This window comes from Flavobacterium pallidum, from assembly GCF_003097535.1.
Classification (GTDB): domain Bacteria; phylum Bacteroidota; class Bacteroidia; order Flavobacteriales; family Flavobacteriaceae; genus Flavobacterium; species Flavobacterium pallidum.
The window spans coordinates 3,093,531-3,120,040 of record NZ_CP029187.1 but is presented as its reverse complement, the minus strand read 5'-3'; the positions used below and the strand labels follow the sequence as shown (position 1 = coordinate 3,120,040).

At 43.9% G+C, this 26,510-nt stretch carries 12 protein-coding genes; 10 read left to right on the top strand and 2 right to left on the bottom strand.

Features of this window, described 5'->3' with window-relative positions:
* The first annotated feature begins 176 nt into the window (after positions 1-176).
* The 10 genes from HYN49_RS13005 to HYN49_RS12960 all read left to right on the top strand — a co-directional run bounded on the left by HYN49_RS13005 (position 177) and on the right by HYN49_RS12960 (position 18,205).
* On the top strand, positions 177-3,182 hold the full coding sequence (locus HYN49_RS13005) for a SusC/RagA family TonB-linked outer membrane protein (RefSeq protein ID WP_108904515.1): 3,006 nt from the start codon (positions 177-179) through the stop codon (positions 3,180-3,182).
* A 13-nt stretch (positions 3,183-3,195) separates the two neighbouring features.
* Positions 3,196-4,674: a RagB/SusD family nutrient uptake outer membrane protein gene (locus HYN49_RS13000; protein ID WP_108905082.1), complete on the top strand. Its 1,479-nt coding sequence runs from the start codon at positions 3,196-3,198 to the stop codon at positions 4,672-4,674.
* A 42-nt stretch (positions 4,675-4,716) separates the two neighbouring features.
* Positions 4,717-5,589, top strand: coding sequence for a LamG domain-containing protein (locus HYN49_RS12995; protein WP_181368964.1), 873 nt, complete (start codon positions 4,717-4,719; stop codon positions 5,587-5,589).
* 69 nt (positions 5,590-5,658) lie between these two features.
* The gene (locus HYN49_RS12990; RefSeq protein WP_245892194.1) at positions 5,659-7,056 is read left to right on the top strand and encodes a glucoamylase family protein; all 1,398 of its coding nucleotides are present in this window, start codon (positions 5,659-5,661) and stop codon (positions 7,054-7,056) included.
* A gap of 9 nt (positions 7,057-7,065) precedes the next feature.
* Complete coding sequence (locus tag HYN49_RS12985; RefSeq protein WP_108904513.1) at positions 7,066-8,463, top strand: glucoamylase family protein; 1,398 nt, start codon at positions 7,066-7,068, stop codon at positions 8,461-8,463.
* A gap of 43 nt (positions 8,464-8,506) precedes the next feature.
* A complete protein-coding gene (gene bglX / locus HYN49_RS12980) occupies positions 8,507-10,753 on the top strand; it encodes a beta-glucosidase BglX (RefSeq protein WP_108904512.1) in 2,247 nt (748 codons plus the stop codon).
* 106 nt (positions 10,754-10,859) lie between these two features.
* Positions 10,860-12,953, top strand: a complete 2,094-nt coding sequence (locus tag HYN49_RS12975) for a glycoside hydrolase family 97 protein (protein ID WP_108904511.1) — start codon at positions 10,860-10,862, stop codon at positions 12,951-12,953.
* A gap of 14 nt (positions 12,954-12,967) precedes the next feature.
* A complete protein-coding gene (locus tag HYN49_RS12970) occupies positions 12,968-14,857 on the top strand; it encodes a family 43 glycosylhydrolase (RefSeq protein WP_245892193.1) in 1,890 nt (629 codons plus the stop codon).
* A gap of 212 nt (positions 14,858-15,069) precedes the next feature.
* Positions 15,070-16,740, top strand: coding sequence for an MFS transporter (locus HYN49_RS12965; RefSeq protein WP_108904510.1), 1,671 nt, complete (start codon positions 15,070-15,072; stop codon positions 16,738-16,740).
* Positions 16,741-16,834: 94 nt separating this feature from the next.
* On the top strand, positions 16,835-18,205 hold the full coding sequence (locus tag HYN49_RS12960; protein WP_108904509.1) for a M28 family peptidase: 1,371 nt from the start codon (positions 16,835-16,837) through the stop codon (positions 18,203-18,205).
* Positions 18,206-18,405: 200 nt separating this feature from the next.
* Here the strand turns inward: HYN49_RS12960 and HYN49_RS12955 are convergent, their stop codons facing one another.
* Positions 18,406-22,746 (bottom strand): M43 family zinc metalloprotease, encoded by a 4,341-nt coding sequence (locus HYN49_RS12955; protein WP_108904508.1) that lies wholly within the window; start codon positions 22,744-22,746, stop codon positions 18,406-18,408.
* Positions 22,747-22,828: 82 nt separating this feature from the next.
* On the bottom strand, positions 22,829-26,416 hold the full coding sequence (locus HYN49_RS12950) for a T9SS-dependent choice-of-anchor J family protein (RefSeq protein ID WP_181368963.1): 3,588 nt from the start codon (positions 26,414-26,416) through the stop codon (positions 22,829-22,831).
* Positions 26,417-26,510: the final 94 nt, after the last annotated feature.

The following is a 26,510-nucleotide window of genomic DNA, read 5'->3' as shown; positions in this document are numbered from 1 at the left end:
ATCATCACTACATCATCTAATTCGCGAAAACGTTTTCTTTATCCATAAAAACGCTTATAAACACTCATTTGTTAAAGTATTCTAAAAATTTGATGTAGTCGTGTAGTAACACGCATTAACTTACTCAAACGATGTAATTGCTTAATTTGGCGTTACTAACTTTAACAAATTAATACATGAGAAATTCTATTTTTAGCCTCATGGCATTCGTTTCTCTACTATGCTTACCGTCCTGGGCATCTGCCCAGAACATTTCAGGTAAAGTGTTAGATGAGATGGGGATGCCTATGCCGGGTGTGAGTGTTACATTAGTATCATCAACAACCGGTACCATTACCGACATGGACGGTAATTTCTCGGTCGCAGCAAATCCGGGTGACCAGCTTCAATTTTCGTTTATGGGTTATCAGTCACAGACAGTTGTTGCTTCAGCAGGAATGACCGTGTCCCTGAAACCTGCAACCACGGACCTTTCTGAAGTGGTGGTCATTGGTTATGGTACTGCAAGCAAGCGGGACCTTACCGGATCAATTGTAAAGGTGAAAGGCAGCGATGTGGCAGACAAACCGAATACCAATCCCGTGGCGTCATTGCAGGGAAAAGTAGCAGGTTTACAGATTACCAATGCCGGACAGCCGGGACAGGAGCCCGACATCAGGATTCGTGGTACTGTGAGTAAGTTTAAAACAAAACCACTTTATGTAATTGATGGAATCTGGAACGATAATATGAGTTTCGTCAATCCTAACGACATCGATTCGATTGAAGTTTTAAAAGATCCTTCATCGTTGGCAGTATTTGGGGTAAGAGGTGCAAATGGGGTAATTATCATTAGCACTAAAAAAGCGAAAGAAGGTAAAACGGTCGTAAATTTCAACACTTCAACAGGTGTGAAAGATATTAAAGATGCGCCAAGTATGACGAATGGCGATCAGTTCAGGACACTTTACAATCAGCAACGGGCCAATCAAGGGCTTACACCCTATGATTATGCCCTTTACATGGGTGATACCAATTGGGTGGATGAAATTTCAGCCAATAACCCAATGATTACAATGTATAACATTTCGGTATCCAATGGTACAGACAAAAACAGGATATACGTTGGAGCAGGTTATACGCAGGAAGATGGATTGATTAAAAACGAAGAGTTTAAAAAATTTACATTCAGTATCAATGATGAGTTAAAGGTAAGCGATCGTTTTAAAGTAGGTGTTGGTATGAATGGTTATGATGCCAGATTGCCGCAACTTCATGACTTTAACTCAGCATTAAATGCAACACCTATAGTTACACCTTTTAACGTAGCGGAAGGTGTGTACAATCAGTTGCCTTCGGAGATTGGCGGTCCGCAGATTGGTAACCCACTTGCAAGTGTTGACGTTGTAAATAATGGGACACAGATTAATCGTGATACCCGTTTCGTAGGGAATGCTTTTGCTGAGTTTAAGCTGATTGACAACCTGAAGATCAGAGGAAATTACCTTGCCGATCTTGGTTTTTCAAGAGGTCGCGGATATACGCCGGTTTTTGACGTATTTGATGCTGATTCAAACCAGCTGACACCATATTCAGGAAATACAGTAACTAAAGTCAATCAATTCAAAAGTGACGCTCAATATGTGCAACAGGAACTGTTGCTGACTTACGACAAAAGTTTTGGAAAGCACGAATTTGCCTCGGTTTTTGGTTATACACGTTCAGAAACAAGATACAGTTCGATGGACGGTACAGTGTTAGCCGACGTTAAGAATGGCTTCCAGATTCCGAACGACCCACGTTTCTGGTATATTAATGTTTCCCCTTTTGGTGATATCGCATCGAGGGTTTCCAATTCAAGCGAGGACAGCCGCTCGACAGTGTCTTATCTGGCAAGGGTATTATATAATTACGATGGGAAATACCTATTGAACGCTACTTACAGGAATGATGCTTCTTCAGAGCTTACAAAGAAATTCAATGCCTGGTCCGTAGGAGCTGCATGGGAAATTTCAAAGGAATCTTTTATGGATAATTCGGCGTTCAATTATCTAAAAATAAAAGGATCAGCAGGACAACTTGGAAATCAGGTAAGCAGCATCCCTTATCCGGCATATCCGGGATTTGTGGCAGGAACGGCCGGAGCTGCGGTATTCGGTGATGATCCTGCAATAGGATTAACAAGCGCATTCATTCCAAATGATGAACTCAATTGGGAGGTGGTTACTTCTTATGAATTTGGTTTTGAATTGGCCACGCTGAAAAACCGTTTGTCCCTTGAAGCAAATTATTATGACAAAAAGACCAGTGATTTGTTGGATTTCGTATTCTTCGGCGGTAATCAAGCGTCTCGTAAATATGTAAATGCGGGGGAAATAAGCAACAAAGGAATTGAATTGATGGGAACGTGGAAAGATAAGGTTGGTGATTTTGAATATTCCGTGTCAGGAAACATTACAACTTTTGAAAACGAAGTGATTTCAACTTATGATTCCGGATCCATTTTCCAAAACGGCTCATCAATTGTAAAAGCAGGTGCTCCAATCGGTGCATTTTATGGTTATGAAGTCGAAGGCGTGTACCAGTCTTATGCTGATATCCTCGCTTCACCTCCAAGTGCCCTTGGAAGTTATGATGTGGGTGACCTTAAATTTAAGGATAGGAACAACGACGGCGTGATTGATGGTGATGACCGCGGTATTATTGGCAACCCAACACCTGATTTCACTTATGGATTCTCTTTCAATTTAAACTACAAGAATTTCAGTTTTTCTGCAGATTTCCAGGGAGTTTACGGAAATGAGATTTGGAGAGACTGGGGTAACGGATCAACATTTGCGCCTTTTAACTTCAGGTCTGACAGGCTTAATGCCTGGAATGGCCCTGGTACATCCAACTGGGAGCCTAGGCTTAATACTGCTACAGGATATAATGTCAACAACAATTCCTCTTACATGATTGAAGACGGAAGTTATATGAGATTAAGGAACATCCAATTGGGATATTCTTTTGATACGAAATTTCTCGAAAGTATATCTATCCAAAATCTTAGACTGTACCTCAATGCGCAAAATCCTTTTACATGGGCTAACAATTCAGGATTTTCGCCTGAAGCTCCGGGTAGTCCTACAAGATTCGGTGTAGACACGGGCGGTTATCCGGTTCCCGCAATTTATTCACTTGGGCTTAGTGTAACTTTCTAAAAAAAAAATGATTATGAAAAATAAAAGCATTAAAAGATTATTTATCGTTGCGATTGCAGGAACCATGATTCTTGGGTCGTGTAATGATGACGAATTTTTAGATAAAAAACCCGAAGGGCAGGCTGTCCCGGGTGAGGTCACCGTTGGCGGATTCGATGCACAGGCATTTGGTCTTTATGCCAAATTCAGGACACAGGCCGGAATTGCGGATTGGACCCGATATTGGTTCCAGAGCATCCGCTCTGATGATGCTGCAAAAGGAAGCACGTCAGATGATGCCGCTGCCTTTGGAACAATTTTTGACGCTTACCAATATTCTGCTGTAGAAGGTTTTGCCGCAAGCAATTGGGGAGGTCATTTTAATCTAATCTTCGATTGCAATGATTTGATTGCAGATATTGAGGAATCAGGCGACGTTACTGAAGGCACATTGACTAACAAGGCTGAAGCTAGCGTATTCAGGGCTCTATGCTATTTTGAACTCAGGAGGGATTACGGCGAGGTTCCGCTCGTGCTTAACAGGGTTGTAAATCCATCTGACTCTTATAAAGTCAAGTCATCTATCACTGACATTGATGCACAGATTGTTGCCGACCTTCAATATTCCATTGAGCATTTACCAGTTTCATGGCCTGCTTACCCAGGTCGTGCTACAAAAGGTTTTGCAACGGCACTTTTGGGGAAATTGTACCTGTATCAGCAAAACTGGAGTCAGGCACTAACGCAATTTGAAACTGTAATGACCTACGGTTACGACCTCTATCCGGATTTCGATGAATTGTTTCTTCAAAAAGCCGATAATTCAGCAGAATCTATTTTTGAAGTACAGTTTACAAGGATTGCCGGACAAAATTACTCCAGCAATTACTGGGAATCTCAAGGAGTACGCGGCAGCAGTACTTGGGATTTAGGATGGGGTTTCAATGTGCCTACACAGGCACTTGTTGATGCTTTTGAACCAGGCGATCCACGCAAAGCGGCTACAATCCTTTACTCAGGGCAGGATGACGGCGATGGAAATGTACTTCCGGGTGTTCCACCATTGGCACAGCAATATTGGAATAAAAAAGCCTATACATTGAAATCTGAAAGGGAGAATTTCGGTGAAAACAAGAACCATTGGTCAAATATCCGCATCATTCGTTTTGCAGATGTATTGCTCATGGCTGCTGAAGCGGCAAATGAAAGCGGACAAACGGCTGTTGCAACAGACTACCTTAACCGGGTCCGTGCGAGAGCACGTGGAAATAACGCAGGGGTATTACCCGATGTGGTTTCAGGAGATCAGGGAACTGTCAGAGCTGCTATCAAACACGAAAGACGTGTAGAACTGGCAATGGAAGGGGAGCGTTTCTATGACCTTGTCCGTTGGGGAGATGCCGTGTCGGTTTTAGGCGGTTTGGGTTACCAGGATAAGAACAAATTTTACCCTGTTCCGCAAACTGTAATTGATGAATCCCAGGGTATAATAGCGCAGAATCCTAATTACTAATAATGCCGTAAGTAACAATCACTTACATTAAATTATATGAATATGAAAAAAATTAAATTTAACCTTGGAAAGACAGGACTCGCACTCATTGCTGTCTTGTCTATGGCGGGCTGCCAGCAAAATATGGATCATCCTGCTATGGGTGAATATCCTGAGGATGAAAATCCCGCCGGAGGCCCATTGAAGTTCTTCGTCACTTTCGATCGTGAAAGCGAAAACCCGCTGATGAGGGCCGTAGATGAGACCCGTGCCAAATTCCCGACAGAAAACAATTTCACACAAATTGACGGCGTCAGCGGAAAAGCAGCACAAGGCGATACCGACAAAATGATCAGCTATCCCAAACCAAACGACTGGGCAACGACTGCCGAAAGTTTTACCGTAGCCTTCTGGGAAAAACACAACGGGCAAACTAAAAATGGTGCCAATCCCGGAGCTGAACACATTTTCAGTATTCCATCTTCAAACCAACACTGGTCAGGTGGTACTATGATGTTGCTTTTTGATCAATACGGCGCTTCTGCCTCTGCAGCGGCAATCAAGTTCGTTATGATAGATAAAAACATGGCCGACACCTGGATGACCTGGGAAAACGAGAACTCTATTGAAGGCGTTTTAGACAACCAGTGGCACCATTTTGCTTTCGTTTACGATGCAACGACTTCAGGATTCACAATGTACATAGACGGTGTGAATAGAGGCACCAAGACCTGGGGAACACACGGACCAATCAATCTTGACGATTCCAAGATTACAGGCTTCAGGATTGGGAATGGCCCTCAAAAGCAAAATCCACCCGACCAGGATCCAAATTGGCTGTATTCAAACTGGAAAGGCGGCTTAGACCAATTCAGGTTGTACAACATTCCGTTGAGCCAAACCGAAGTCCAGGATCTTTTCGCAGGAAAAAAATAACTTAATAAAACCTAATACATAATGCCTGTCACAGTTTTCTGACTTGGCAGGCATTATTTTAAAAAGCGAATGAAACTTTTCCAGATCATACCATTTTTGTCACTTATTTTATTCATGGATTGCAGCAGTTCGGAGCCCACTAAATCTACCTCAGGGCCTGAAAATCCTACCAATCCTGAAAATCCAACCGTTCCCGAAACGCCACTTTCGGATGAAGCGCTGCTGGACCTGGTTGAAAAACAGACCTTCAAATATTTCTGGGATTTTGCACAAACCAATTCGGGAATGGCCCGCGAGCGTTACCATATTGATGATCCGTCAAATGATCAGAATATCGTAACGACCGGAGGCTCAGGCTTCGGATTGATGGCACTCGTCGCAGGAATTGAGCGTGGTTATGTGAGCAGGGCAGAAGGAATTGCACGGTTGAATAAAATAGCGGATTTCCTCGTTTCCGCAGACAGGTTTCACGGAGCCTGGCCGCATTGGATCAACGGGACGAACGGACATGTTATTCCTTTCGGGACAAAAGACAACGGTGGTGATTTGGTGGAAACGTCTTTCCTCACCGTAGGAATGATTGCCATCAGGGAATATTTCAAAAATGGAACTGCCGATGAACTGGCTTTGTCCCAAAAATATGACGCGCTTTGGAAGGGTGTCGATTGGGATTGGTACAGGAACAACCAGGATGTATTGTATTGGCACTGGTCACCGGAATATCAATGGGAAATGAATTTCCCGCTCGAAGGGTACAACGAATGCCTTATTACCTATGTGATGGCAGCTGCTTCACCCACGCATCCGATAACGGCCTCACCGTATCACAATGGATGGGCGAGAGGTGGCGGGATTTTATCGGGGGCAGCCTATTACGGATTACCACTTATTTTTAAGCATAACGGTGCAGAAGCTACGGGCGGGCCATTATTCTGGTCGCATTATTCTTACCTCGGTTTAGATCCGAACCAATTGAATGATGCATATGCAAATTATTGGGATGTCAATTACAACCACAATCGGTCGCAGTACCTGTATTGTGTCGACAATCCTAATGGACATGCGGGTTATGGCCCGAATTATTGGGGATTGACTGCATCCTATTCCCGCAATAATGATGGCAGTGTAGGATATGACGCACACATGCCTAGTAACGACAAAGGCGTAATTTCTCCAACGGCAGCAGTAAGTTCCCTAGTCTACCTGCCCCAGGAGTCATTGAAAGTAATGCACAATCTATATGAAAATTATAAAACCCAGTCGTGGGGTGTAGCCGGATTTTATGATGCACACAGCATACAATACAATTGGAATGCCAGAAGGTATCTCGCCATCGATCAGGGGCCACAGGCGGTAATGATTGAGAATTACAGGTCAGGGCTTCTATGGAATTTATTCATGAATGCACCGGAAATCAAACAAGGATTAATCAGCCTTGGGTTCCATTCAGGCAAATACGGATTTTAAATTTTGTTCATGAGGAAAATCATCATTTCAATCTGCCTGCTCGTTTTCACCATCGGATGTAAGTCTGATGAAAAGAGAGCGCCGGCACAATCAAAAAACGAATCGGTTCAAAAACTTACAGATGAACAACTGGTTGATCTGGTAGAAAAACAAACGTTCAGGTATTTCTGGGATTATGCAGAACCCAATTCCGGCATGGCGCGCGAAAGGTTTTTCCCGGACGGGAATTACCCTGAAAACGATGCACATATCATTGCCGTCGGCGGGTCAGGATTTGGGTTGATGTCAATCATCGCAGCGCTTAATCAAAAATATATTGAAAAAGGGCAGGCACTCGAAAGACTTGACAAAATTGCTGATTTCCTCGCTTCCGCAGACAGGTTTCACGGTGCCTGGCCGCATTGGCTCAACGGGAATACGGGAAAAGTGATTCCGTTTGGGAAGAAGGACAACGGTGGCGACCTTGTTGAAACATCATTTCTCTGCGAAGGCATCCTCTGCGTCAGGGAATATTTCAAAAATGGTACTGCCGAAGAAAAAAAGCTGGCGCAAAAATATGACGTTCTTTGGAAAGGTGTGGATTACAATTGGTACACCAATAACGGGCAAAAACTGTATTGGCACTGGTCTCCCGATTATGCATGGCAGATGAATTTCCCTCTTGAGGGTTACAACGAAACGCTGGTAACGTATGTGCTGGCTGCTGCGTCCCCGACACATCCCATAAATCCATCGGTTTACCACAACTGCTGGGCAAGGGGAGGCAATATCGTTTCGCAAGATAAAAAATATGGCCTGCCGCTGATCCTGAAGCATAATGGTGCGGCCGAGTTCGGAGGGCCATTATTCTGGACGCACTATACTTATGTTGGCCTCGACCCTCACGATTTGTCTGACAAGTACGCCAATTATTGGGATTTGAATGTAAACCAGGTAAAAATTGACTACGAATATTGTGTTAAAAACCCGAAGAACTTCAAATGCTACGGCAAGGATTACTGGGGATTGACGGCTTCCTACTCGGTTAATGAAGAAGGTACGATCGGTTATGATTCGAAAAAACGCATTGGCTACAATGCCCATATGCCCAATAATGATTTCGGAGTGGTTTCTCCCACAGCCGCCATCAGTTCGATTGTTTATACTCCGCAGGAATCGCTCGCGGCAATGCGCAATTTTTACGAAAACTACAATGCTGAATTGTGGGGTGTTGCAGGATTTTACGATGCCCATAGCTGTGAAGCCAAAGCCTCAGCAAAACAATATTTAGCCATCGACCAGGGACCTATGGTGGCCATGATCGAAAATTACCGTTCCGGATTATTATGGAAATTATTTATGAATGCCCCTGAAGTGAAACAGGGATTGCTCCGTCTGGGTTTCCATTCCGGAAAATACGATTTTTAATAAGAACCAATTCAGCCGTAAGGCAAAAACATAAACAGACAAAATGAAAAAAGGATTATTACTATTATCCATGCTCACGCTGGCATCGGGTTACGGACAAAAAAAGAAAGAGGATAAGACGCAGAAGATTAAGCCGAAAGCGGAATTTGTCGCCGACCTGATGTCAAAAATGACCGTCGATGAAAAAATATATCAATTGGTGCAGTTCACTTCTGACGGCACCGTGACCGGCCCAAAATCTGGCGATAATTATATCACAAGGATACAGCAGGGAAAAGTCGGATCTGTACTGAATGCCACCGGAGCAGCCAACAACCGCATGATCCAGAAAATTGCGGTTGAAAATTCAAGGCTCAAAATCCCATTGCTTTTCGGACACGATGTAATCCACGGTTACAAAACCATTTTCCCTATCAACCTCGGGATGGCCTCTTCTTTCGACCCGTCAGCAGTTGAAAAAGCGGCCCGTATTGCGGCCATTGAAGCTTCTGCAGGTGGAATCCAATGGACTTTTGCACCGATGGTCGATATCGCACGCGATCCGCGCTGGGGCCGTGTTTCTGAAGGATCTGGTGAAGATGTGTTTTTGGGAAGCAAACTGGCTGTAGCGAATGTACGCGGTTTTCAGGGTGATGACCTTTCTAAAAACAACACGATTTTGGCCTGTGCCAAACATTTCGCCGCTTACGGCGCTGCAGAGGCCGGACGCGATTACAACACAACTGACATGTCTGAACGCGTGCTTCGCGATACGTACCTTCCGCCGTTTCAGGCAGCAGTTGACGCAGGGGTGAAGACGTTTATGGCTTCGTTTAATGAAATTTCGGGAGTACCCTCGACGGCGAACAAACACCTGCTCCGCGATGTCCTGAAAGGCGAATGGAAGTTTGATGGCATGGTCGTTTCCGATTACACCGGTGTCAATGAAATGATTGCGCACGGTTTTGCCAAAGATGACCAGGATGCCGCTCAATTGGCATTGAATGCCGGGATGGACATGGATATGGTGGGCGCTACTTTTATGAACACACTCAAAAAATCCTATGATGAAGGAAAAGTATCCATCGAAGTGATTAATGATGCATGTAAACGCGTTTTAGACGTAAAATATGATTTGGGTTTGTTCGAAGATCCATACCGTTATTTCGACGAGAAAAGGGAGAAGGAAAACACCTATAAGCCTGAATTTCTCGATGCGGCTTTAGATGTCGCCAAAAAATCATTGGTGTTGCTGAAAAATAAAAACAATGTGCTGCCACTGAAGAAAGACCAGAAAATTGCGTTCGTGGGGCCTTTGGTTTCAGATGAATTCAACATCATCGGTTCCTGGGCGGCGCTTGGTGAAAGGGACGGACGCGCCGTCAGCGTAAAAGAAGGTGTCATGAATGTTTTAGGAAACAGTGGCAAAGTGACTTTTGACAACGGCGTGGAGATCACCGGAACGAAACGTGATATGATGCAGGCTGCATTAAATAACGCCAAAAACGCCGATGTCATTGTAGCCGTGATGGGTGAGCGCGAAAACCAAACGGGTGAAGCAGGCTCACAAACCAACATCGACCTTCCCGGATTGCAAAAAGAGTTTCTGGCCGAGTTGAAAAAACTAGGAAAACCGGTAGTTCTGGTATTGATGAACGGGCGTCCGTTAACGCTTTCCTGGGAAGATGAAAACATGGATGCCATCCTCGAAACCTGGTGGTCCGGCACGCGCGGCGGTGATGCGATTGCACAGACATTATTCGGAGATAACAATCCAAACGGGAAATTGCCCATCTCTTTCCCAAGAAACGTCGGCCAGGTGCCGATTTACTACAACCATAAAAACACAGGCCGTCCTTACCTCGGACTGTCAGATCCTGAGCAGAAATACAAATCAAGATATACTGATGTTGACAACAGTCCATTATATGCTTTTGGTTATGGTTTAAGCTATACTAAATTCGATTACAGCAACATGAAATTATCGTCAGAAAAAATCGGTTTCGGACAAAAAGTAAAAATCTCAGTCGATGTAAAAAACACAGGGAATTATGATGGTGACGAAGTAGTACAACTTTATGTAAAAGACGTAGTAGGCTCCGTTACACGCCCGGTACGCGAATTGAAAGGCTTTGAAAAAATCAGCCTTAAAAAAGGAGAAATGAAAACGGTCACTTTCGAGATTTCTTCCGATGACCTGAAATTTTATAATATCAATATGCAAAATACTGCCGAAGCCGGAGATTTCGAGGTTTTCGTCGGTGGCAATTCTGATGCCTCTTTAAATGGAAAATTTGAGTTAGTTAAATAATTGAGTTTCATGTTTTTGTTTTGAAAGCCCTTCGGCAGAAAAGCGGGAGGGTTTTTTTAAACAAAGGAATTTAATTCTTTACTTTTATCGTCAAACGAAAAAACTTATGAAAAAAATCTTCCCTTTAATTCTGGTCCTTATCACCGGAACGCTGTTTGCGCAGCACGTTACATCACCATCCGGAAATATCTCGCTGGATTTCAAACTGGCTGACGGTAAACCCGAATATACTGTCAATTATAAAAATAAGCCTGTCGTATTGCATAGTTTATTAGGCGTAAAATTAAAAGAAGGAAATGACCTTGCGTCTGGTTTTACTATTGAAAGCGTTAAGAATGACGCTTTTAACGAATCCTGGAAACCTGTTTTAGGGGAAGAATCGTCTATCGTAAACCATTACAACCAAATGACAGTGGCGCTGTCGCAAACTTCAGGCCGCAAACTCAGCATCATCTTCCGGATTTTTAATGAAGGCGTTGCATTCCGTTATGATTTTCCGCAGCAGAAAGATTTAAACTATTTCATCATTTCCGATGAAATTACGCAGTTCAACCTTACCGGTGACCACAAGGTTTTCTGGATTCCAGGGGATTACGACAGCCAGGAATATGTGTACAATGAAACAAAATTATCTGAAATTGACAACGATAAACTGAACCTGAATAACGGAATTGCCTTGAAAACCATCGGCGGAAGGTACGTAGTGCAATCGCCATTGATGATGAAGTCACAGGATAAATTGTACCTCAATATCTTCGAAGCGGCAGTTGTCAATTATCCGGTGATGCATCTGAATGTCGACACCAAAACGTTTAAATTAAACTCACAATTGGTTCCAAATGCCATCGGCGACAAAGCATACCTGCAAACACCCTGTGTTTCTCCGTGGCGAACCATCATGATAAGCGATGATGCCCGGGATATCGTGTCTTCCAAAATGATCCTGAACCTGAATGACCCATCAAAAATCGATGATACTTCATGGATCAAACCCATGAAATACGTCGGGATATGGTGGGAAATGCACGTCGGGAAGTCCACCTGGGATTTTGCCGGTTCGCAAAATGCACAAAACGCCGCGTCACAGGATTTGATTCCAACCGGAAAACACGGCGCTACGACCGAAAATACTAAGCGATATATTGATTTTGCTGCCAAAAACGGATTTGACGGCGTGCTCGTTGAAGGCTGGAACGTGGGCTGGGAAGACTGGTTCGGCAACTGGAAAGAGGAAGTGTTTGATTTTGTGACACCTTATCCGGATTTTAATATCAAGGAAGTGACCGATTATGCCAAATCCAAAGGCGTGAAAATGATCATGCACCATGAAACTTCAGGCTCTGTGGCCAATTATGAAAGAAGACTGGACCGCGCTTTCGACAACATGAAGAAATTCGGGTATCCGGCGGTAAAATCAGGATATGTGGGAAGGATCATCCCACGGGGCGAGTTCCATGACGGGCAAACGATGGTCAACCATTTCAATTTTGTCGCACGCCGTGCCGCAGATTACAAACTCATGATCAATTCGCATGAATCTTCACGGCCAACGGGTTACAGCCGTACTTACCCGAATTACATCGCTGCCGAAGCCGCACGCGGAAACGAATTCAACGCCTGGAGCACGGGGAACCCACCGATGCATGAAACGTTGTTGCCGTTCACCCGACTTTTAGGCGGCCCGATGGATTATACGCCGGGGATTTTCGAAATCAAGATGAATGTTTACGATCCTAAAAAAACAGAACAGGTCCACACCACTTTAGCGAAACAACTCGCGCTTTACGTCACGATGTATTCGCCGTTGCAAATGGCCGCCGACCTGCCTGAAAATTATGAGAAATATCCTGATGCATTCCAATTCATTAAAGACGTTGCGATGGATTGGGAAACTTCGAAATACCTTGAAGCAGAACCGGGCGATTATATAACCGTTGTACGTAAAGACAAAAAATCGGGTAGATGGTTCCTCGGTGCCATCACGGATGAAAATGCCCGCAAATCCGAAATCGTATTGGATTTCCTTCCAAAAGGACAGAAATTCAAAGCGACGATTTACGAAGACGGCAAAGATGCCGACTGGAAGAAAAACCCGAAATCCTATAAAATCCGCACCGCCGAAGTGACGTCAAAGTCAAAAATCGCCCTTGCATTGGCTCCGGGCGGCGGCACAGCCATCAGTTTTGAACCGGTAAAATAAGAATCAAATTTATTATGAGCTTTATCCTGCTATCCATTACAGGCTCCGGCCGGCTTTCCGTTTTTTCTAAAGTAAAAAAGGAGCTCCTGCGGTCGCTCTTTTTTACTAAGAAAAAATCGGGAAACCCTTTGCCGTTTCCTTCTATTGCTATCAGGGCTATGGCGATTGTCCTCCTGATGATAACATCTGAGGCATCATGGGCGCAGCAGAAAACGTACTGCAATCCCATCAACATCGATTACGGTTATTGCCCGATCCCGAACTTCGTGACACAGGGAAAACACCGCGCCACCGCAGATCCGGTCATCACTTTCTTCAAAGGCGAATATTACCTGTTCTCCACGAATCAATGGGGTTACTGGCACAGTAAGGACATGCTCGACTGGAAATTTATTCCGCGCAGATTCCTGCGTCCTGAGCACAAAGTGTATGATGAATTGTGCGCGCCATCAGTATCATTTGTAAACGACACGCTGATTGTCGTTGGCTCTACGCAGGGAAAGGAATTTCCGATCTGGATGAGCACCAATCCATCTGTGGACGACTGGAAGGAATTGGTACACAAATCACAGGCAGCCGCATGGGATCCCTATATTTTTTGGGACAAGGAAAAAGACGAGGTGTATGAATATTACGGATCAAGCAACGTGTATCCTTTACATGGCGTAAAACTGAACCGGAAAACTTTCCAGCCTGAAGGCGAAGTGTCTGACCTGATTTCACTCAATGACGACGAGCATGGCTGGGAACGATTCGGGGAATATAACGACAATGTGTTCCTGCAACCGTTTATGGAAGGGGCGTATATGAACAAACACAATGGTAAATATTACCTGCAATATGGCGGTCCGGGCACGGAATTCAGCGGTTACGGAGACGGGGTTTATGTAGGCGATGGCCCTTTAGGCCCGTTTGAATACCAGTCTTTCAATCCGTTTTCATATAAACCGGGCGGATTTGCACGCGGCGCAGGACATGGCGGTACATACCAGGATGTGAATAACGATTACTGGCATGTGTCTACCATTGCCATCTGCACCAAAAACAATTTTGAACGAAGGATCGGCATCTGGCCTGCAGGTTTTGACAAAGACGGCATTTTATATTCGAATACCGCATATGGTGATTATCCGACGTTTCTTCCAACTGAAAAGAAAAACCATCTTTCCGGGAGTTTTTCCGGATGGATGCTGCTCAATTACAATAAGCCGGTACAAGTTTCCTCTACGCTGGGCGGTTTCCAGCCTAACCTTGCCGTAGACGAGGATTTAAAAACGTATTGGTCGGCAAAATCAGATAAAAAAGGAGAATACATCATTTCTGATTTAGGAGAAAAAAGCACCATCAATGCCATCCAGATCAATTACGCAGATCAGGACGTGGATATTATGGGTAAGCCTGAAACTACAAAAGGGCATCAGTACATTGTTTATGTTTCGGATGACAATAAGAACTGGAAAGTTTTGGTTGACAAAAGCAAAAATACCAAGGACGTACCACATGATTATATCGAGCTTTCAACACCGGGCACCGGCCGTTACCTGAAGTTGGAAAATCTTGGTATGCCGACAGGAAAATTTGCCGTTTCAGGATTCCGTGTGTTTGGGAAAGGAAATGGAAAAGCGCCGGGTGCAGTACAGAATTTTGTGCCGCTCCGCGCCGAAGCCAAAAAGAAAGGCGAGCGCCGCAGCATCTGGATGAAATGGCAGCAGGAACCATCGGCGGACGGTTATGTGATCTATTTTGGGAAGTCTCCTGATAAGATGTACGGGTCTATTATGGTATACAACAAAACCGAATATTATTTCAGCGGGGCAGACCGTTCCGAAGCGTATTATTTCAAAATTGAGGCTTTCAATAACAACGGCATCGGGCCACAAACCGAAGTAAAGTTGGCACCATAAGTTTACGCAAACGATGTAATAATCATAAATTTTGCGTCCTGAAATCGATTTCGTTAATAACTTACTGTTGGTTGTGTTGTGGGTTAATATTATATAAATGATATTTAAGCTTTGAATTTTCAATATATCGTAAATTTTATTGTTTACTTTTCTAAAAATTCACAATAAATCTATTAATCCGATTTTCATATTTAACCAAAACCAAATTTTACATGACAACTTCAGAGCAAACAAAATCCAATAATTCAGCACTTTATACGCTGATTACGGTATTTTTCTTTTGGGGATTCATTGGGGCTTCCAATGGTGTTTTTATTCCCTTTTGCAAAATCAAGTTTGGGCTTGACCAGTTTCAAAGCCAATTAATCGATTTTGCATTTTATGGTGCCTATTATATTGGGGCATTATTTCTTTTTCTGGTCAGCAGTACGTTGAAAAGAGATATTTTAAATTCCTGGGGATTTAAAAAAGGAATTATTAATGGGTTATTACTCAGTACATTCGGGGCAGCTTTTATGATTTTTGCAGTCACACAAGGAAATTACGCATTGATTTTAGGAGCGTTGTTTGTTGTAGCATTAGGATTTTCACTTCAGCAAACTTCAGCACAACCTTTCGCGGCATCATTAGGCTCTGCACATACGGCTTCAAACAGGCTGAATTTGGCCGGAGGTATAAATTCGTTTGGTACAACGATTGGTCCAATTGTAGTTTCAATAGCTTTATTCGGGGTTATTGCAGGTGCTAATCTCGAAGATTTTGCGAAAAAAGCCGATTCGCTTGATAAAATGGAAATCCTGTACGTATGTGTAGGAGGCCTGTTTTTATTGGCGGCATTGTTGTTCTTTTTTTCTAAAAAACTTCCTGCCGGAAAAAGCGATGATACTTTTGAGCCCGCAACTAAAGCGTCACGTACATTGATTGCCATCACTGTAATTCTGGTAGCTATTTTTGCATACATATTTTCAAGATATGAAGATCCAGACTATATCGCGAGATTTATGGGAGAACAAAAAGAGCAGGATTTCTTAGGACTTGGACTTACAGTTGTGTCACTTCTGGTTATTGTTTTTGGATTATTGTTTGCCAATATGGCTGCTAAACGAAACCCTGAGGGCTGGGGCGCTATGAAATATCCACAATTGGTTTTAGGAATGCTCGGCATTTTCACTTATGTAGGCGTTGAAGTTACGATTCAGAGTAATTTGGGGGAATTGTTAAAAACAGATGTTTTCGGAAATATTACCGGATCTGCGTTGGCGCCATACATTTCAATGTATTGGGGAAGTCTCATGATTGGCCGCTGGGCAGGTGCAATCTCGGTATTTAATCCATCAAATTCGCTACGAAAAATTCTTTTGATTGTAGTGCCATACATAGCTTTTGGCGTAGTATTATTTGTAAATAAGGTTTCTGGGCAGGACATCACGCCGCTGTATGCCTATGCGGGCGTTGTTGCTTTTCAGATTTTAGGTTTTTTCTTAGGACAAGATAAACCGGCAAGAACATTAATGATTTTTGGATTAATGGGAATGATAGCGATGGTAATCGGACTAGTGACAACTGGCGATATTGCTATTTATGCTTTCATGAGCGGAGGTTTATTCTGTAGTATTATGTGGCCTGCAATTTTCGCCTTGGCAATTACTGGATTGGGTAAGTACACATCGCAGGGTTCAGCATTTTTAGTGATGATGATTCTTGGAGGTGGAATTATTCCTCCATTGCAGGGTAAGATCGCCGATATCATCGGCATCCATGAATCTTACTTTATTCCCGTAATTTGTTTTGCATATCTCGCGTTTTACGGATTTGTGGTTAAGGGTATTCTGAAAAAACAAAACATCGATGTCGAAGCTATTGAGGCTGAAGGCGGACATTAATAATTTTAGTTTTTAAACTTTGAAAGCCGGTAAGTTCATGCTTTACCGGCTTTTTTATTTGGGAAATACTTACTTTTATTTCAAAATTTGATTTATGAAAAAACGATTTATTTTGCTTGGCTTATACAGCTGTTTCGGTTTTTGCCAGAGTACCGATGAGCAACAACTTAAAGATATTTACCAACAGGCCCTGACGAATTCCGAATGCTATTCCTGGCTCGATCACCTGACCAATACAATAGGAGGAAGGCTGACGGGTTCGGCCAACGCGCAGAAGGCTGTTGACTATACCCAATCAGAATTGCAGAAACTCGGACTGGACCGTGTCTACCTGCAGGAAGTGATGGTGCCGCATTGGGAACGCGGTGCAAAGGAAACGGCTTACATCGAAATCAGTAAAAAAAAGATCAGCGTGCCGGTTTGTGCGCTGGGCATGTCTGTAGCCACGCCGGAAAAAGGCATCCTGGCAGAAGTTATTGAAGTGCACAGCATCAAAGAACTTGAAACACTGGGCACAGAAAAGATCAAGGGAAAAATCGTGTTCTTCAACCGCCCGATGGAAAACGCACTGATTGAACCCATGGAAGCGTATCGGGGTGCCGGGGACCAACGCGGTTCCGGTCCGAGGGAAGCGTCAAAATATGGTGCCATTGGTGTAATCGTGCGCTCGCTGAGCCTGAGGCTTGATGATTTCCCCCATACGGGTGCCACACGCTACGGCGACATTCCTAAAACGCAGTACATCCCCGGCGCTGCGATCAGTACCAAGGGCGCGGAACTATTGAGCAAATCGCTTAAAGTGAATCCCCATTTGAAATTCTTCCTGAAGCAATCCTGCAAAAAATATGAGGATGTATTGTCATACAATGTCATCGGGGAGATCAAGGGCACTGAGCATCCGGAAAAAATCATGGTCGTGGGCGGGCATCTTGATTCCTGGGATCTGGGTACCGGCGCACAGGACGATGGTGCAGGCGTAGTGCAGAGTATGGAAGTGCTGCGGTTGTTTAAGATTTTGAATTATAAACCCAAGAATACGATCCGTGCGGTATTGTTCATGAACGAGGAGAATGGCGTAAGAGGTGGCAACAAATACAACGAGCAGGCGCAGGCGAATAAGGAGAACCACATTTTTGCCCTGGAGAGCGATTCGGGTGGGTTTACGCCACGCGGATTTACCATTGATGCCGATGATACCAGCCTGGCAAAAATCCAGGGATGGAAGCCATTATTCGAGCCTTACCAATTGCATTTGTTCATGAAGGGCCATAGCGGTTCGGATGTCGAGCCACTGAAGTCAGACAGGATTGTAAAAGTGGGCCTGAAGCCAGATACCCAGCGTTATTTTGATTATCACCATGCGGCTAATGATACTTTTGAGGCGGTGAATAAACGCGAATTGGAATTGGGTGCGGCCGCCATGGCTTCTTTAATGTATCTGATGGACCAGTACGGGATTGATTAGATTCCTGATTTGGAACCCGGAAGTTGAATGTTACGGGTGACCGCGTGAGGGATGGAAGCGGCAGCCCGGAGCCTGCAAGGCGAGGACTATAGCGGACAGCCCGACCCGCAGGGACACGCCCAAAAAATATTTAGAAATTGTAAAATAAAAAAAGCCCCCAGTCCTAAAACCGGGGGCTTCTTCAATCTAAAATCTAAAACTTATTGTTTGAGTACCTTTACGGTTTTGGTCATGCCGTCAGCAGTCATTTTGACTACATAGCTGCCGTTTGGCAAGGCAGACATGTCCACTTTCGAAGTCGTACTGTTGTCATTCTTGACGATCAATCTTTGCCCGATCATGTTGTACACTTCTACGGAAGTGATGTTTTTCGTATTGGTTAATGTTAGGACATTTTCAACAGGATTTGGATAATAATCAAAAGAATCTTTGTCAATGTTGGTGAAGTCGATTTCAGTTTCAGGCTCTTGGGGAGCAGGCCTGTTTATCGATCCGCTGTTTACATTATCGATGCGGGTAATATTATTGACTACAATGCCATTATAATCCGTGAATTTTCCTGCACAGATGATTTTTCCGTCGGGTTGTAGTGTGATCGAATAAATTACGGATGCAAGTGACTCATCCATTGGACCGAATCCTTCGCCTGGATTAAATGATGTATCCAGTACCGGTTCAGTTGTAACGTCAAGGCGAGCAATCCTTCTTCTATGATAAATGCTAGTAATTTTCTGAAATCCCCCTCCAATAATAGCTTTATCATTCTGTATTCCAAAACATTTGATACCTGTACCAAATGATGAACTGATTATAGGAATACCTTCACCCCATTGCGGATCAATTGTTCCATCGGACATTATTCTTAAAAAGCAGTTCCTCTGATTGTACGTTGTGAAAGTTCCTGTCAACATTATTTTTCCATTTGAAAGTACTTTCAATGCATTTACAACCGGTGAAGGGTCCGGAGAGCCCGAACCTGTAAAGAACAAATCAGTGAGTACGAATGAACTATCCAATGCACCATTTGTAGTCAACCTAACAATTCTTTTAACATTATTGTTTCCACTATAACCAACAAATGATCCACCAACTACAATTCGGCCGTTAGGCTGGATTGCAATGCAATTTACCTCTTGCCCCGAGATGTTATTAAAACCCGAAGAAAAACTAGTATCGACGGTACCGTTTGTATTTAGTCTTACAATATTAATTCTTGCCGTACCATTACAACTGGTGAATTTACCTCCAATAATAATCTTCCCATCAGTCTGAATGGCTATGGCATTTATATATCCGCCACTGTTTAGATTGGCAGTAAAGGCTGTTTCAAGAGAGCCGTTGGGATTAATACGGGCAACCCCATTTTTTGAAATTCCGTTGTAAGATGTAAAATTTCCACCGATAACAATTTTTCCGTCAGCTTGCATTGCGAGTGTCTTTACACTATTATTAGGGCCGCTTCCTGAATTGAAAGCGGAGTCATAAGTCATGTCTGATTTAAGCCTTCCAAGCCTGTTTGTAGTGGTTCCGCTATAGGCCGTAAAATCACCGCCAAAAACTATTTTTCCATCAGTTTGCAACGCAGTGGCATATACTGTGTTGTTCGCTCCAACAGTCACACAGGACGATGTGATATTTTTTGTATTGGTTGCAGTGCAGCCATTGGAGTTTGTTATCGTTACTGATAAAGTTGCAGGCAACGTAGTCCAATGTATGGAAACCTCTGCATTGTTTGGAGAACTTTGAAATGTACCTGCCCCGGAAGTGATGCTCCACGCTGCCGTTTCGCCGGGCTGAAGATGTATGGAATTATTGGTCATGCTGTTTGGGTCAGCTGTGCAGGTCGTGGTACTTCCCAACACTATTGGCTGAGACAGGGCGCTTATAGCCAGGTTGGTACTTGCGATAGGCTGATCATTACTGTCCTTTAAGGTAATAACATAATTTCCAGTTATACTGAAACTGTAAGTCGGTGTATTTACAATAGGGCTGTATACCACCTGGTTTGTTGTTACATTTTTGAACTCCCATTTGAAGCCGGTAGCGCAAATATTCGGGAAAAATTTGTAACGGTTACAATCACCAGGCGTGGCATATACGCTTATTTTTTCTGTAGGATCATAAACAGACGCAGCCCTGGCATCAAGAGGGTTTGGTAGGTGCCGGTTGGAGTTGGAGCCAACAGGAGTAGTATTAGGCCCATGATAGGAAAAATAGCAGGCATTCGTATTATCGGATGTTGCTAAAGCATTAGGGCGGTGGATCGTATAAAGCTCCTGTGTACTAGTCCGTGATACATATATCTTGCCATCCGGACCAAGCTGCATGTCCTTAGCATCAATTAGAGGTGAAAATTTCCCTACAGTACGTCTGGAAGTATTCATACCCATATCATTGAGATTATATTGCACAATACTATCTGCCGAATTGTTAATTATATATAGTAATTTGGAATCAGTGCTGAACGAAACGCCTGAAACAGGGCCTACCGAAACTGACGGTTGCTCGGCTATGATTTCGAAACGATTGGACAATGCACCGCTGTTTTTGTCAAAATCATAGAGAAACATTTTATATAAACTATTGGTCGCTCCTGATGAAAAATACAATAGTTTGTTGCCGTTTGGTGAAAACTTCAATTCCCCCGGATAGGAGTTACCTACAGGAAGCGCTTCTGCACCTATGTAGGTCATGTCATTCGTAGCTGCGTTGCTTAAGGAATAAACAGTGATATAATAACTATTTGATTTCTTAAGCAATGCCAATATCCAATATCCGTCGCATTTTTCAATTGCTGTAAGGCCTATCGCCCCTCTAATGGCTCCATCTGTTGCGATATCATATGACTGTCCTATAGGGATGGTTATGGCTTCCCTGAGCGTACCGGCGGAGATATTGCTTCCGTTAGCATTAATTGTATTTCTCCTCAATCCATCCAATTCTCCTGTACTTGTGTTTCCACCAAGTGTAAAAATGTAATATTTTGAAGAATTACCTGGCTTAGGGATAATTAAATTCGTAGTGGAATAATAGGCATTCGGGAAAAGTCCATTTGAAACCAATGCATGATTGCTGTCCCATACAGTATTTTCATTACAATAAAACAAGAGGCTGCCTGTTGTGCTGGATTGTGAGCTTGCATTGTAAACTTCCGGATGATTTACGGGAAAGCCAGTATCGTATGAAGGAACACCTGATGCGAAATTTAATCCATGGCTATAGCCAAGATACCAATAAGCATCTGGCTTTTGTAATTGAGCACATTGCGTTACCCATACTATATCGCTAAAGGTGTCGGTTTTTGTATTATCGGTTACTGTTAGTGTAACGGTATAGGGTGTGGTCGAACCAGTCGTATAGGTATGTGAGATATTCTGCCCTGAACCGGTATTGCCATCGCCAAAGTCCCATGAATACGAAACATCGTCCTGATAAATTCCGCTAAACTGTATGGCATTGTTATGGCAGATGGCATATTTATCAGCTGTAAAGGTTGCCGATATTAATCCTTCAAAACCACAGGTACCTGTGGCAATCAGGTTGTCATTGGAAAATAGGGTTGACCTGTAATTTACGAGTATGGATTTCATACGGGTGACCTGCCCGGGCGTAAATTCATACAGGCACGCACTGTTGCCATAATCCATATAATTGTGGATATTATCGGGTAAATCGGGCGACTCATTACAGGAATTAGTACCCACAACACATCCCCAGTTGGGGGACTGTACCGGTGGTGTGTCGCATACAAAATCGCCTTCATAGCTGCAGGTTGTCGCATTCATTCCGGAGCAGCTTTCGAAGAAAGTATGCTGAAGCCCCAGGTAATGTCCAACCTCATGGACAAGGATTTTGCCCTGGTCGTAATTGGCTCTCAAATCGCATCCGGAACAGGTACTGATATTCCCAAAAAAGTTATAATCCATCACAGCACCCTGGAATTCATTACCTGGGAACATCGAATAACCGCCTACCGTCCCCTGCACGCCTTCCACGGTAATATTTCTGACGACCCAGATCCGCAGATATTTGTCTTCGGATATTGATGGATGTGCAGTGTTCATAAGTGCTTTCGCATTTGCCGGGGTATAGTCATGATCAATCAGTGTGGGTGCCAGCACATGAATAATTCCTGGGGTGTTCTGTACATCTGTTGAGGTATTTTTCAGCGGGATGCTGGCCGTATTATTACCGCGGGTAGCCAGGCAGAATTGAATGCCATATGGATTAAAGTACATATTCAGTGCAGACATTTGACTTTGCACTTGGGGATCAGAAATATTTTCAGGATTATTAACGCCGGCATGCAAAATGTAAACTACTACCGGTATTGTTATCATTTCAGAACCGGAACGCATTAAGGCTCTTTTGTCTGATTCAGCAACTTTGCGGTTCATTGCAGCAATCCTTTCTTTTATTTCAGGATGTTCCTTAATGGATTTTTCCATAATTACATCAGTGATGCAATAGGGTTGTTTTTCTCTCTGTGCATACATAAACGATGCTGTGAGCAACAGTAATAAAAGAAGATATTTCTTCATATTTAAATGTTTTAATTGGTTTCTGGGTAAAAAAAGCCCCCAGTCCTAAAACCGGGGGCTTCTTCAATCTAAAATCTAAAACTTATTGTTTGAGTACCTTCACGGTTTTGGTCATGCCGTCTGCAGTCATTTTGACTACATAGCTGCCGTTTGGCAAGGCAGACATGTCCACTTTCGAAGTCGTACTGTTGTCGTTCTTGACAATCAGTCTTTGCCCGATCATGTTGTACACTTCTACGGAAGTGATGTTTTTCGTATTGGTTAATGTCAACACGTTTTTGACAGGGTTTGGATAATAGCTGAATTTGTCATTTTCGATGCCAGGGGTTGACAATGCAATATCAACATGGATATCATCTACATAAATAAAGTATTGATTGGCAGATGAATACGCATTGAATCCAAAATAATAAACGCCATCTGCAGGCACAGTGAAAGTGATGAGTTCCTGAATCGCAGCACCGGAATTGATAGCACTGTAGTTCGCAATATCAATAGACATGTCATCTGCTGAAGGCGATGTTCCTGCCATCACTTTTAGGTCTTCAGTGAAAGTATCAACATCATTGTCACCGTATCTGTAAGAAATATTATAATCAACTCCTGCCTGCAACATCATGCCGCCGGTAAAATACCATGTATTGGCACCGTTATCGAAATCATACATGTATGTCAGTGTTTTGGAGGTAAAACCTGCATCCACAGCCTGATTTTCACCGTCTCCTACATACCATTCATTACCTGCGCCTAAGTTTACAACGTTTCCGCAAATAGGCAGCCCTGGTGCTGTAGCGCTTTCAAAATCTTCAACGAAAGGCAATCCGACAGGCTCACAAAGTGTGCTGAATTGTACAGGCCCGATCCAGGCCCCTAAATCTGTACCGCCGGCACAAACCGAACGTACCCACACATTGTATTGCGTAGCAGGTGTAAGTCCTGAAATGGTAGCATATTGGTTTGAGGAAGAAGCAGGTGTGGCGGTCGTAGGATCGTTTACAGTAGCTAATGTGTAAGCAGTCTGCCACTGTGATTCCGTTCCGTTAGATACCCAGGATACGTCTGCTGTGGATGTGGTTACTCCATTTACCATGACTTCAGTAACATCAGGACAGGTCGGGGAAATTTCCCAAACGATGTTGTCCAGGAAGATTGACGTGTAAGGCCCTGAATTCAAACGTATGGCGACATAGGTGTCAGACCCTGTGTAGGTAGAAAAATCAATTTTATATTCCGTAACAGCATCCACAGTGCTAATCTCTTCAACAAGGTTGAAAACACCGGAATCCGTATTGGAATCCATCGTACCGATCTGTAAATTCCCGGTATATTTCGCATAGAATTTCAAACGGTATGTACCCAATGAAAGCGTTGAAAGGTTAGGAGAAACCAATATCACGTCATTGTCACCGGTAGTGTCCGAATTGTCGTTGTTAAGTTGTACCGAATTCGGATTTGAATGTACTTCTGTCCAATCCACTACGCCAACATTGGCATATTCTGAAATCGACGGCCCTCTCAGGATCGCTGTCCAGCAGCCCGGAAGGTCGCCTGTATTGGTTGAATCAAAGTTTTCAGAGAAATTGGCCGTAGCAATACAAGCGGTCGTAAATGAAACCGGCCCGATCCAGGCGCCATTGTCATTACCGGCGCATACCGACCTTACCCATACTTTGTAATCAGTATTGTCTGTCAAACCTGTGATGTCTTTGGTTTCTGAAGTTGAGGTTACGAAAGTCAGCGTGTCCGGATCGGTAGTTGATGCAGGACCTACGGCAATATTCCACGACGCTTCCCCACCGTTGGCAATCCAGTTTACGGTAGCGCCATCAATGGTAGTAGCAGGGACAGTTACATCAGTTACGTCAGGACAACTTGGATTGACTTCCCATTTGATATCGTCAAGCTCGATCGAAGTATACATATCTGAATTGTTCAAACGGATGGCTACATAAGTATCACTGCCGCTATAGGAGCTGAAATCAACAGTGTATTGTGCCGTCTGCGACGTAGTGGTTATCTCTTCCATGATGCTGAACATGCCGTCATTGGAATTCATATCCATAGTACCTACCTGCAGGCTTCCGGGATTTTTGGCGTAAAATTTCATACGGTGTGTACCGCTTCCGAGAGTAGAAAGGTTTGGAGATACCAATATGATGTCATCAGCTCCTGCAGTTTCAGAACTTGAATTGTACATTTCCACCGAATTCGGAGCAGAATGGATCGGATCAAAATCTACCGTATTGATGGTTGCATAATCCGAAATCGTCGGCCCTCTCAGGATGGCTGTCCAGCATCCCGGCAATTCAGGCGTGTTTACGCTGTCAAAATTTTCATAGAAATTGGCAATCGGCAAACAGGCTGTCGTAAAGGTAACAGGCCCGATCCATGCACCGGCATCGGTACCACCGGCACACATAGAGCGTACCCATACTTTGTAATCCGTATTGTCTGTTAATCCTGTGATGTCCTTGCTCACATCTGCGGAAGCCAGTGGTGTAAGCGTATTCGGGTCACTAACCGATGTAGGGCCTACAGCAATCTGCCATGCCGTTTCACTACCGCCGGCAACCCAGCTTACGGTAGCTGTTGCGGTGCCAATTGCAGGTATTGTAATTTCGGTAACATCCGGGCAGGTTGGGTTTTGTTCCCAAAGGATGTCATCAATAAAAATACTGGTGTAAATATCAGTCGAATTCATCCTGAAGCCAATATAGGTATCAGTACCTGTATAACCTGAAAAGTCAACCGTGTATTGTGTTGCATCCTCGGTTATCGAAACTTCTTCAAGCGGTGTAAATACTGCCGAATCCGAGAAATTATCAAGGGTTCCTACCTGGAGGTTGGCAAATCCACTGGCATAAAATTTTATACGGTGTGTCCCGGCGCCAAGGTTTGATAGGTTGGGCGAAACCAGAATCAGGTCATAATCACCTGAAGAATCTGAATTGTCCAATCGGACTGCATTTGGGCCCGAATGGACCGGCTCAAAATTTTCAGTACCGATCTGCGCATATTCCGACAACTCAGCCCCTCTGATAATGGTATTCCAGCACGTTGGCAAATCAGGAGTCGAAACGCCGTCAAAACTTTCATTAAACGCACTGATTCCATTACACGCGGTGGTGAAATCGGTTGCCAGGGTCCACGGGCTGAATTCAGAACCGCAGTTCGCCCGCACATAAAACACATAATCCGTAGCCTGTGTCAATGCCGTTGCAGTGTAAGACATCGTCGTTACGGGTGTTCCGGAAGTTGAAGGCCCCGGGCTTGGCGAACCTTCAGGCAGCACCAGGACTTCCCATGCAGTTTCTGCGCCACCGGCTTCCCAGATGAAATCGGCACTGGTCATCAAAATATTGGTCACCATCACATTCAATGGAACCGGGCAGGTCAGGATGATTTGCAGCGTTGTGGTGTGCCCTCCCTGACTTCCCGCACACGCAGCATCGTCAGAATAATGGAGCTTCACCTCGTCAGCAGCAATAGCATTGACCGTCAATGGTGATTCGCCCGAAGCGATAATATTGTCCGACAGGTCCGTCACCGTAATGTAATTTTCAGTAGCGCCAATCGAGCAGGTAAAAACATAATCGCTTCCAACAGCAATGTTGGAAACTTGTGCATAATCATCAACTGTCCAATTCGAATCCGATATAGTCTGGGGCATTCCCAGATTATTCGAAATTACAGTCTGGGAAGGGTACTTGTAAGTGCGTATACACTGCGAAAACCCCGTCACTGCACTCAGAAGCAGAAAGAGC

Excerpts from the sequence above, each read along its gene's own strand:
- HYN49_RS13005 (WP_108904515.1), top strand. The coding sequence starts at position 177 with ATGAGAAATTCTATTTTTAGCCTCATGGCATTCGTTTCTCTACTATGC.
- HYN49_RS13000 (WP_108905082.1), top strand. The coding sequence starts at position 3,196 with ATGAAAAATAAAAGCATTAAAAGATTATTTATCGTTGCGATTGCAGGA.
- HYN49_RS12995 (WP_181368964.1), top strand. The coding sequence starts at position 4,717 with ATGAAAAAAATTAAATTTAACCTTGGAAAGACAGGACTCGCACTCATT.
- HYN49_RS12990 (WP_245892194.1), top strand. The coding sequence starts at position 5,659 with ATGAAACTTTTCCAGATCATACCATTTTTGTCACTTATTTTATTCATG.
- HYN49_RS12985 (WP_108904513.1), top strand. The coding sequence starts at position 7,066 with ATGAGGAAAATCATCATTTCAATCTGCCTGCTCGTTTTCACCATCGGA.
- bglX (WP_108904512.1), top strand. The coding sequence starts at position 8,507 with ATGAAAAAAGGATTATTACTATTATCCATGCTCACGCTGGCATCGGGT.
- HYN49_RS12975 (WP_108904511.1), top strand. The coding sequence starts at position 10,860 with ATGAAAAAAATCTTCCCTTTAATTCTGGTCCTTATCACCGGAACGCTG.
- HYN49_RS12970 (WP_245892193.1), top strand. The coding sequence starts at position 12,968 with ATGAGCTTTATCCTGCTATCCATTACAGGCTCCGGCCGGCTTTCCGTT.
- HYN49_RS12965 (WP_108904510.1), top strand. The coding sequence starts at position 15,070 with ATGACAACTTCAGAGCAAACAAAATCCAATAATTCAGCACTTTATACG.
- HYN49_RS12960 (WP_108904509.1), top strand. The coding sequence starts at position 16,835 with ATGAAAAAACGATTTATTTTGCTTGGCTTATACAGCTGTTTCGGTTTT.
- HYN49_RS12955 (WP_108904508.1), bottom strand. The coding sequence starts at position 22,746 with ATGAAGAAATATCTTCTTTTATTACTGTTGCTCACAGCATCGTTTATG.
- HYN49_RS12950 (WP_181368963.1), bottom strand. The coding sequence starts at position 26,416 with ATGCCCCAGACTATATCGGATTCGAATTGGACAGTTGATGATTATGCA.